We start from the raw sequence: 9,796 nt of genomic DNA, 5'->3' as shown, positions 1-9,796 counted from the left end.
GAAGAGGTGCCGATGAATACCCAAAGCCTGCAGCCTGGGGCCCAGCCCGCCAGGCTCGACGTGAGCCATCTCACGGTGACGTTCGGCGGTCTGACCGCCGTCGACGACGTCTCTTTCACCGTGCGTCCAGGAGAAGTCGTCGCACTGATCGGACCGAACGGCGCGGGCAAGACCACGGTGTTCAACGCGATCTGCGCACTGGTGCGCACCCGCGGTCAGATCACGCTCGACGGTCGGCCGGTGCCGCGGCGCACAGCCGGTCTCACGGCCAGAGGGCTCGCCCGCACGCTTCAGGGCCTCGGGCTCTTCAGGGGGCTGAGCGTGCGCGAGAACGTGCGGGTGCCGGTCGCAGGGCGAAAGGACGCCGACGACGCCGTCGATGCACAGCTCGACGCCCTGGACCTGACCGCCCTCGCAGATCGCCCGGTCGACTCTCTCGCCTACCCCGACCGCAAGCGCACAGCCCTCGCCAGGGCTCTTGTCACGGGGCCGTCGATGCTGCTGCTGGATGAGCCGGCCGGAGGCCTGGGAGCAGAAGACATCCAGTCGCTGGGCGCCACCGTGCGTCAGGTGGCGGATGCCGGGTGCGCGGTGCTCCTCGTCGAGCACCACGTCGACTTCGTCATGGGCATCGCCGATCGCATCGTGGTGCTCGACTTCGGCCGGATGATCGCCTGCGGCTCTCCCGCCGAAGTCCGAGGTGACCCGCGCGTCGAAGAGGCCTACCTCGGCGTGAAAGCGGCGGATGCCGCGGCAGAGGAGCTGTCAGCATGAACGGCGCGGCTCTCACGATCAGCGACCTCACGGTCGGCTACGGCGGCGCGCCGGTCCTGCAGCAGGTCAGCATCGATCTGCAGGCAGGTGAGATCGTGGCCCTGCTCGGCGCGAACGGCGCGGGAAAGACCACGTTGCTTCGCACGCTCGCAGGGCTCGTGCCGGCGGCATCCGGATCCATCTCGCTCGACGGAGAAGACCTCGGCGCTCTGCGCACGGAGGACCGCGCCCGCCGCGGTGTGGCGCTCGTACCGGAAGGTCAGAGCGTCGTCGGCGAACTGACCGTCGAGGAGAACCTGCGGCTCGGTGCTCTCTGGCGTCACCGGGGTGCCGCCAGAGAGCGGGCGATCGCCGACATCTTCGAGCTGTTCGAGCCGCTCGCCAGGCGTCGCACTGCCGACGGTCACCAGCTCTCCGGCGGGGAGCGCCAGATGCTGGCTCTCGGCCGCGCCCTCATCTCGCAGCCGCGGGTGCTCGCTCTCGACGAACCGTCGCTCGGACTCGCTCCGCTCGTGGTCGCGCAGCTGATGGCCACGCTCCGCGACGCGGCCGTGCAGTACGGCATCACGGTCCTGCTCGCTGAGCAGAACGTGACCAGCGCGCTCTCGATCGCCGATCGAGGTGCAGTGCTCGACCTTGGTCGCCTGGTGGCGGATGCTCCGGCATCCGAACTCGCCGGCGACGCCGCCATACGACACGCCTACCTGGGGTTCTGATGGATCGTCTCGCCTTTCTCGTCGCCACCGGTCTTGCCCGCGGAGCGATCTTCGCGCTGTTCGCGCTGTCGCTCGTGCTGATCTGGCGGGCAGCGCGCATCATCAACTTCGCCCAGGGTGCGATGGCACTAGTCGCCACCTACGTCGCCTTCGCGGTGAGCGGACTCACCGGCAACTACTTCGCGGGCCTTGGCGCAGGACTGATCGCTGGCGCCGTCGTCGGTCTCGTCGTGGAACGCGGGGTGATGCGCTTCGCTCCGCAGGCCAATCCCCTCACGGGAGTCATCGTCGCGATCGGCCTCGTACTGGTGCTGCAGTCGCTGCTCGGCATCCTGTTCGGTCCGCAGTACCGGCCGATGACCGCGCCGTTCGACGACGCGCCCATCATCGTCGGCGGTGTGCCGCTGCTGTCGCCGAACGATCTGTTCATCCTCGCGGTTGCACTCGTGGTGATGGCGGGTCTTGCCATTCTGTTCACGCGCACCTCCCTCGGCCTGCAGCTGCGCGCATCCGCTTTCTCTCCCGAAGTCTCCCGCGTGCTTGGCGTGCGGGTGAACCGGATGGTGACGATCGGGTGGATGCTCTCGAGCGCAGTCGCGGCGCTCGCCGCGATCCTGCTGGTTCCCACGGAGCTCGGTCTCAACCCGCACTCCACCGACATGCTCTTCGTCTACGCATTCGCCGTGGCGGTCGTCGGCGGTCTTGATTCTCCGGCCGGCGCGATGCTCGGCGGACTCGTCGTCGGAGTTCTCATGACCCTGATCACCGGTTACCTCGGCGCTACAGCCGCGCCGATCGGCGTGCTCCTGCTGCTGGTCGCGGTGCTGCTGCTGCGACCAGGCGGAGTGTTCTCCCTTCGAGAGGCGCGTACCGCATGACTCGCATACTGCCAGGGCTCGGGGGACCTCGCCGGACGATCATCTTCGGCGTGATCCTCACCCTGCTCGCCATCGGCGGCACGTTCCTGCTGGATCCGTATCGCAACTTCCAACTCGCCACCATCGCTGCGACGTTCTGCACCGTTGCCGGCCTCACGCTGCTGGTCGGTCAGAGCGGACAGCTTTCACTCGGACACGCAGCCCTCATGGCCACCGGCGGCTATGGCTATGCCCTGACCTCCAACGCCATGACCGAAGTCGGCATCGATGGTGCCGTGCGGTTCGTGGTGTCGTTCCTCGTCGCAGTCATCGCCGCTGGTCTCCTCGGGCTGCTGCTGGGGCTCGCCGCAGCACGCCTGCACGGCCCCTATCTCGCCGGTGTCACTCTCGCGCTCGTCATCGCCGTCCCCGCGGTCACCGCGGTGTTCTCCGGAGTCTTCCGAGGAGACCAGGGCCTGCAGATCGCATATGACGGAGTGCCCGAGGCCCTGCGCATGATCATCGCGCTGGAGCAGTGGCAGGCCTGGGTGGCCATCCTCGTCGCAGGCGTCGTCGTCACGACCCTCGCGCTGCTGCGCGCCGGCGCCCTCGGACTGCGGATGCGCTCTGTCCGCGACGATGAGACCGCTGCCCGCCTCAACGGCGTGGCCGCTGGCCGGGTCAAGGTCAGCGCCTTCACCGTCAGCGCCCTCGCCGCAGGGGCAGGCGGTGCGGTGCTCTGCTTCATCACCCAGTCGGTGAGCCCCGGCGCCTACACCCTGGCGTTCTCGCTCCTCCTGCTGGTCGCCGCCGTCCTCGGCGGACTCGGCAGCATCGGCGGCGCGGCAATCGGTGCCGTCCTCGTCGTGATGCTGCCGTGGGCCATCGGCGCCGCGACCGCAGCTCTCCCGTTGCCGTCAGAGCTGGCTCAGCGTCTCGCCGGAAACCTGCCGGTGCTCGTGTTCGGCGTACTGCTCATCATCACGATCCTCGCCCGTCCAGGAGGGCTCGCAAGCCTCCGCATCCGTTCAGCAAAACCCGTATCAACGAAAGAGGTGGACCATGTCACAGCACTCCCCGCTGCGGCGGATCGCGACCCTCGTCACGGCCTCAGCCCTGACGATCGCGCTCGCCAGCTGCAGCACACCCGCTCAGACCGGGACTGATGTCGCGACTCCCGGTGTCACAGACGACACCGTCACGATCGGCACGCACACCCCGCTCACCGGACCCGCTGCCGCAGGCTACGCGTCGATCTCGGCCGCAGCCACGGCGTACTTCGCCTACCTGAATGAGAAGGGCGGTGTGAACGGGCGCGAGATCGAGTACATCGTCAAGGATGACGGGTACAACCCGGCCACCACCCTCAACGTCGTGCGAGAACTCGTGCAGGAGGACGAGGTCTTCGCGATCGTCAACGGTCTCGGCACGGCGCCGCACAACGCCGTGCTCGACTTCCTCAACCAGAACGAGGTGCCCGACCTCTTCGTCGCCTCCGGCTCCACCAACTGGAACCAGCCCGAGAAGTACCCCTTCACGTTCGGGTTCAATGCCGACTATGTCGTCGAGGGCGCTGCCCTCGCGCAGTACGCCGCGGACGAGTATCCCGACAAGGTGGTCTGCTTGCTCGGGCAGGACGACGACTTCGGCGATGAGATGATCGTCGGCGCCGAGCTCGCTCTCGGCGAGGGCGGCCTCGCGCACGTCGAGCGCTATTCGACCTCGAACCAGGACGTCACCGCGCAGATCGGCGCGATGCAGGCGGCCGGCTGCGAGATCAACATCCTCGGCACGATCAACGGGTTCACCGCGCTCGCCGTGGGCACCGCCGCGCAGCTGGGCTGGTTCCCGCAGTGGTTCTCCTCGTCCTCTGGCGCGGACTACCCGACACTGATCGGATACCTCGGTGAAGAGGTCGGGCCCAAGCTCCTGCAGGGATTCGTCGGAACGAACTACCTGCCCGCACTCGACGGTGACAGCGAGTGGGTCACGCTGTTCACACAGATCAACGACGAGTACAACGATGGTGCACCTTTCGACGGCAACACCATCTACGGTATGAGCGTTGCCTACCTGTTCGCAGAGGCGCTCGCCGCCGCGGGTGAGAACCCGACGCGCGCGTCGTTGGTGGATGCTGTGCGCTCGGGCGATCTCGTCGGCAACGGCATCCTCCCGCTCTCGTTCAGCAGCGACAACCACGCCGCCTATCTCGGCGTCGGAATCAGCATGGTCGATCAGGGCGTGCAGGACTACGTCGGCTCAACCTACATGGTCGAGGGCGGCGAGATCACCGTGGTCGATCAGTCACCCGTGAAGCTCACCGCTGAAGGGGTGCCCGGGTCCTGACCGGTAGCACAGAAGAGGCGGTCCGGATCAGATCCGGGCCGCCTCTTTCGGCATCTCAGTGCTCACACAGCGGAGAACTGCTCCACCAGTTCGCGCTTGAGAACCTTGCCGCTGCTGCCAAGGGGCAGCTCGCTGACCAGGTGGATCACGCGGGGGTACTTGTAGGCCGCGATCCGATCGCGAACGAAGGAGATGACCTCTTCGGCGTCGAGCTCTGCACCGTCGAGGGCGACGACGGCCGCGTGCACCTCCTGGCCCTTGACGTCGTCGGCAACGCCGAAGACGGCGGCGACGGCGATTCCGGGGTGGCGGGCGAGCACGGCCTCGACCTCGGTGGGGTACACGTTGTAGCCCGAGCGCACGATCATGTCCTTCTTGCGGTCGATGACCGTCAGGACGCCATCGACGTAGGTGCCGAGATCGCCGGTGCGGAACCAGCCGTCGACAACGGCTGCCGCGGAGGCATCCGCGCGCCCGAGGTATCCCTTGAAGAGGTTGTGGCCGCGGACGACGATCTCGCCGAGTGCGCCGGGCTCTTCGTCGAGGACGATCCAGTCATCGACCTCCGGGTCGGCGATGGCGACATCGACACCCCACAGCGTGCGGCCGACTGTTCCGGGACGGATCGGCGTTCCGAGCGGGTTCGACGACACAGTCGGCGCAGTCTCGGTGAGCCCGTAGCCCTCATGAACATCGGCGTCATAGGCATCGTGGAAGGATTCGAGAACTGCCACCGGCAGCGCTGCGCCTCCCGAGACCGCATAGCGCAGCGGCGGCCTGTCAGTAGAGCGGCGGGCAGCCTCCAGCATCCCGACGTACATCGTCGGCACCGCCGTGAACACCGTTGCCTGCTGCGCCACCATCAGCGCCAGGGCCTCGTCCGGATCGAAGCGCGGCAGCAGGATGACCGATGCCCCCACCCGGAAGGCCATGTTCATCACCGCGGTCTGGCCGAACGTGTGGAACAGCGGAAGACCGCCGAAGACGACGTCGGAGGCGCGCAGGTCGAACGCGTCGATGAGGGTCGTGTGCACCTGCTCGACGATCGAGAGGTGGCTGCCGACGGCGCCCTTCGGGGTGCCAGTCGTTCCGCTCGTGTAGAGGATCGTCGCGGCATCCAGCGCTCCCGTCGCCACGTGACGGGCGATCGGTTCGGATGCCGCGGCTTCCACCTCCAGACGAGGAAGCTCGACTCCGGCATCCGGGGGGAGCAGCACCGTCGTCAATGGGACCTGGGCTTCGTGTGCGGCAGGGACTGCCTCGCCGAGCAGGGGTGCTGCGACGATCAGCAGATCCGCCTCGGAATCCCGCAGCACGTACGCGATCTCCTCGGCCTTGAACAGCAGGTGCACCGGCACGGCGATCGCCCCGAGCGACAGCACCGCGTAATAGGCGCGGGCAAAATCCGGCACGTTGGGGATCAGCAGCGCGACGCGGTCGCCCTTGCCGACGCCCCTTGCACGCAGTGCTCCGGCGTACGCCCGGGTCTGGTCCCACAGCTGGCTGTAGGTGGTGGTTGTGCCGGCGAAGTGCATGGCCGGACGGTCAGCGTGCCGAACGGCTGATTCGGCGAGGATCGAGGCGACCGAGAGCGTCGGGAAGCCCGGTCCATCAACGGCGGGGTCTGGGGTGTGGGTCATCATGTCTCCTTTGACGTGGATGTCGGTGGGTAGATGTCAGAGGCGCAGCTGCGCGCGGCCGAGGCTCGAGAGATGCACTTCGTCTGGTCCGTCGGCGATCCGCAGCGAGCGAATCCCGGCGTACAGTTCGGCGAGTGGGGTATCGCTGGAGACACCCGCACCGCCGTGCACCTGAATGGCCCGGTCGATGATCGTCTGGATCGCGCGGGGAACGGCGATCTTGATGGCCTGGATCTCGGTCATCGCCTTGCGGTTTCCGACGGTGTCCATCAGCCACGCGGTCTTCAGCACCAGCAGTCGCAGCGCCTCGAGCTGGATGCGGGCTTCCGCTGCCCACTCCCGAATCACGCCCTGTTCGGCAAGCGTGCACCCGAACGTGTGCCGGGAGTTGGCCCGGGCGGTCAGCAGCGACAGCGCCCGCTCCCCCATGCCGATGGCGCGCATGCAGTGGTGGATGCGGCCTGGGCCCAGTCGCGCCTGCGCGATGGCGAATCCATCGCCCTCTCCGGCGATCAGGTTCGACGCCGGTACCCGGACGCCGGTGAACTCCACTTCGGCGTGGCCGCCGTGGTCACGATCGTCGTACCCGAAGACAGTCAGTGGACGGGTGATGCGCACGCCAGGGGTGTCTCTGGGGACGAGGATCATCGACTGCTGACGGTGGCGATCTGCGTTCGGATCGGTCTTGCCCATGACGATGAAGATCGCGGCATCCGGGTTCATGGCGCCCGTCGACCACCACTTCCGACCGTCGATGACGTACTCGTCTCCTACGCGCCGGATGCTGGTGCCGATGTTCGTGGCGTCGCTGGAGGCGGCATCCGGTTCGGTCATGCAGAACGCACTGCGGATCTCGGCGTTCAGCAGCGGCGTCAGCCACTGCTGCTTCTGCTCTGGCGTGCCGAACTCGTTCACCACCTCCATGTTTCCGGTGTCAGGGGCTGCGCAGTTGAGGGCGACCGGTGCGAGCTTGGGGCTCCACCCGGTGAGCTCGGCGACCGCCGCATATTGCAGGTTGGTGAGCCCGGCGGCGCCCGTCACTGCGGGGTCGCCGGGCAGAAACAGGTTCCACAGTCCGCGTTCGCGCGCCTTCTGCTGCAGTTCGCGAACGATCGGGCGGAACGACCACTCATCGGGAGTCGCCGCGAGCTGGTGCTCGAGCACGGGCTCCGCGGGGATGACCTCTTCGTCGATGAACGCGCGCACTTGCGCGGTGATCTCGGAGGTTCGTGTATCAGGGGCGAAGTCCATCAGTGCACCCGCAGTCCTTTCTGTGCGAGCGGCTCGACGAGTCCGCCCATTCGTTCGAATCCGTCGCCGACGGTGTCGCCGGCGCGGTAACGGTAGTGGATGCCCTCCAGGATGACGGCGAGCTTGTATGCGGCGAATGCGCGGTACCAGTTGAGGCTGGGCAGCACGATGCCGGCGTGCGCGGCGTACGCGTCGGCGAGCTCATCGAAGCTCGGGTATCCCGCGTTCTGGTCGACGGCGCTCGGTACGGCACTGCCGCCACCGGGAAGGTCGGCGAGGTCCCAGTACAGCGCGAAGATGCCGAGGTCGACGAGCGGGTCGCCCAGGGTTGCCATCTCCCAATCGAGGATCGCGGAGATGCGCGGATGGTCACTCGGCCCGTCCACGAGGGCATTGTCGAGGCGGTAGTCGCCGTGCACGATGCCGCTCCACGAGGTCTGGGGGATGTCCTGGACGAGACTGTCCTGCAGACGGTCGAGGTTGGGTGTCTCGCGAGACCGGGAGGCGTCGAGCTGTCGGCGCCAGGTCGAGAGCTGCCTGGTGAGGTAACCATCCGGGCGGCCGAAGTCGCCCAGGCCCACCGCCGCGGGGTCGACCGCGTGCAGATCCGCGAGATGCTCCACCAGTCGAATGCTGAGCTGGTGGAGTCCCGAGGCGGTGTACTCGCTGTTCTGCGTGCGCGATGACAGCACGCGGCCCGGTGCGCGCTTCATCAGGAAGAAGGGCGTGCCGGTGATGGTGCCGTCGGTGTCGTCGACGATGTCGATGGCGACCGGAACCGGGATCGGGGTGCCGGCGAGAGCTGAGATCACCCGGTGCTCGCGGCCCATGTCATGAGCACTGGAGAGCACGTGTCCGAGCGGCGGCCTGCGCAGAATCAGCGGGATCGCAGCCCCGTCGACGGAGTAGGTCAGGTTGCTGCGCCCACCGGCGATCACGGCAGCATGCAATGCGGCTGGCACGTCGATCTCAGGATGGGTGGCAGTCAGCCACGCGGTCAGTGCCGTCACGTCGAGCCCGGGAACTTCAGGCATCTGCGCCCACCTTCCTGCGACTCTGCGGTGAGCCGTCACCTAACCATACCGGATGGTCGGTTTGTTGCGCAGATCTCTCAGAGGATCTGGTCCTCGATCGCTTTGCGAATGGATGCCGGGATTGCCGCCGGCCGCCTGCTCTCGGCATCCACGAAGACATGCACGAAGCGCCCCGTCGCGATCTGCTCTTCACCGAGGAAGATGCCCAGCGACCAGGTGATGCTGGTGGTTCCGAGGCGCTCGACGCCGATGCCGACCTCGAGCGGATCGGGGTACGACGCGGAGGCGTGGAACTCGCACGAGGACGCCGCGCACAGCGCGATCGCTGAGCCCGCCGGGTCAAGGCCGCCCGCGCGGATCATCCAGGCATTCACCGCGGTATCCATCGCCTGGTAGTAGATGGTGTTGTTGATGTGACCGTACTGGTCATTGTCACTCCACCGGGTCGTGAACGGTTCGCGCACACGGAATGCGGCCATGGGCTCCTCCTTGAGCAGTGTCGGCGGGGCGGCTCAGCCGTCGACGCGCAGCAGAAGTGCGAAGGCGATGCGAGCGCGCGCAGCGCTGGGCTGATCCCCCGAGATCAGGTCGGCGTAGGTGAATGACTCGGACATCCGCACCAGCAGATACGCCAGCCCTGCGGGATCGATGGCTCCATCGAGCGGCTCGTCGCCGAGTTCGCGACGGATCAGCCACTCGGCCGTCGCAACGTAACGGCGCTGGATCGGAGATTCCTTGGTCGTGAGCAGGCGCAGTGCGCGGGCGGGCTCACGACGCAGGAACTCACGGAAATAGTCCGCAGTGATCAGATCGTCGACGAAGTGAGTGAGGATCGCCGCGATGCGCTCGCCGCCGCTGAGCTGTGCGGTGGCATGCTCTGCCTGCGCGAGAGTGGGCACCGCCAGCGACCACAGTACCTCGCTGAGCAGTGCGTCGCGGTTTCCGACCCAGCGGAACAGCGAGGTGCGCTCGATCCCGAGCGAAGCGGCAAGTCCGCCCATATCGATGCGGTGACCGGCGATTAAGCTCGCGCGCGCGGCGTCGAAGGCGCGTGCGGCATCCGCGTGGGCGGTCAGGCGCTCGGACAGCCACGAGGGGGCGGTCGACAGGCCGACGTCGGCGATCGTCGCATCCGTCGCTTCGGGGGCTGTCGTGGTGCTGGTCATGCGAGAACTCTA

At 67.3% G+C, this 9,796-nt stretch carries 10 protein-coding genes; 5 read left to right on the top strand and 5 right to left on the bottom strand.

Annotation, left to right across the window (positions count from 1 at the left end):
• Positions 1 to 12 precede the first annotated feature (12 nt).
• From ACTU6U_RS14005 to ACTU6U_RS13985, 5 genes are read left to right on the top strand one after another with little or no spacing between them, the layout of a single operon-like run.
• Positions 13 to 774 (top strand): ABC transporter ATP-binding protein, encoded by a 762-nt coding sequence (locus tag ACTU6U_RS14005; RefSeq protein WP_443469729.1) that lies wholly within the window; start codon positions 13 to 15, stop codon positions 772 to 774.
• Positions 771 to 1,490 (top strand): ABC transporter ATP-binding protein, encoded by a 720-nt coding sequence (locus tag ACTU6U_RS14000; protein WP_443469728.1) that lies wholly within the window; start codon positions 771 to 773, stop codon positions 1,488 to 1,490. The genes ACTU6U_RS14005 and ACTU6U_RS14000 overlap by 4 nt, the downstream gene beginning before the upstream one ends.
• The gene (locus tag ACTU6U_RS13995) at positions 1,490 to 2,368 is read left to right on the top strand and encodes a branched-chain amino acid ABC transporter permease (protein WP_443469727.1); all 879 of its coding nucleotides are present in this window, start codon (positions 1,490 to 1,492) and stop codon (positions 2,366 to 2,368) included. The genes ACTU6U_RS14000 and ACTU6U_RS13995 overlap by 1 nt, the downstream gene beginning before the upstream one ends.
• Entirely contained in the window at positions 2,365 to 3,513 is a 1,149-nt protein-coding gene (locus tag ACTU6U_RS13990) for a branched-chain amino acid ABC transporter permease (protein ID WP_443469726.1), read from the top strand. Before ACTU6U_RS13995 ends, ACTU6U_RS13990 begins: the two co-directional genes overlap by 4 nt.
• The gene (locus ACTU6U_RS13985) at positions 3,410 to 4,693 is read left to right on the top strand and encodes an ABC transporter substrate-binding protein (RefSeq protein ID WP_443469725.1); all 1,284 of its coding nucleotides are present in this window, start codon (positions 3,410 to 3,412) and stop codon (positions 4,691 to 4,693) included. The genes ACTU6U_RS13990 and ACTU6U_RS13985 overlap by 104 nt, the downstream gene beginning before the upstream one ends.
• Before the next feature lie 62 nt (positions 4,694 to 4,755).
• On the opposite strand, the gene ACTU6U_RS13980 is transcribed toward ACTU6U_RS13985, so the two are convergent.
• From ACTU6U_RS13980 to ACTU6U_RS13960, 5 genes are all read right to left on the bottom strand, one after another.
• Positions 4,756 to 6,333, bottom strand: coding sequence for an AMP-binding protein (locus ACTU6U_RS13980; protein ID WP_443469724.1), 1,578 nt, complete (start codon positions 6,331 to 6,333; stop codon positions 4,756 to 4,758).
• A gap of 36 nt (positions 6,334 to 6,369) precedes the next feature.
• Entirely contained in the window at positions 6,370 to 7,584 is a 1,215-nt protein-coding gene (locus ACTU6U_RS13975; protein WP_443469723.1) for an acyl-CoA dehydrogenase family protein, read from the bottom strand.
• A complete protein-coding gene (locus ACTU6U_RS13970) occupies positions 7,584 to 8,618 on the bottom strand; it encodes a phosphotransferase family protein (protein ID WP_443469722.1) in 1,035 nt (344 codons plus the stop codon). Before ACTU6U_RS13970 ends, ACTU6U_RS13975 begins: the two co-directional genes overlap by 1 nt.
• 77 nt (positions 8,619 to 8,695) lie before the next feature.
• Positions 8,696 to 9,097 (bottom strand): acyl-CoA thioesterase, encoded by a 402-nt coding sequence (locus ACTU6U_RS13965; RefSeq protein WP_443469721.1) that lies wholly within the window; start codon positions 9,095 to 9,097, stop codon positions 8,696 to 8,698.
• Positions 9,098 to 9,130: 33 nt separating this feature from the next.
• Complete coding sequence (locus ACTU6U_RS13960; RefSeq protein ID WP_443469720.1) at positions 9,131 to 9,784, bottom strand: QsdR family transcriptional regulator; 654 nt, start codon at positions 9,782 to 9,784, stop codon at positions 9,131 to 9,133.
• Positions 9,785 to 9,796: the final 12 nt, after the last annotated feature.

This window comes from Microbacterium zouquanmingi (assembly GCF_052266695.1).
Classification (GTDB): Bacteria; Actinomycetota; Actinomycetes; order Actinomycetales; family Microbacteriaceae; genus Microbacterium.
This window is presented reverse-complemented; position numbering and strand designations above follow the sequence as displayed.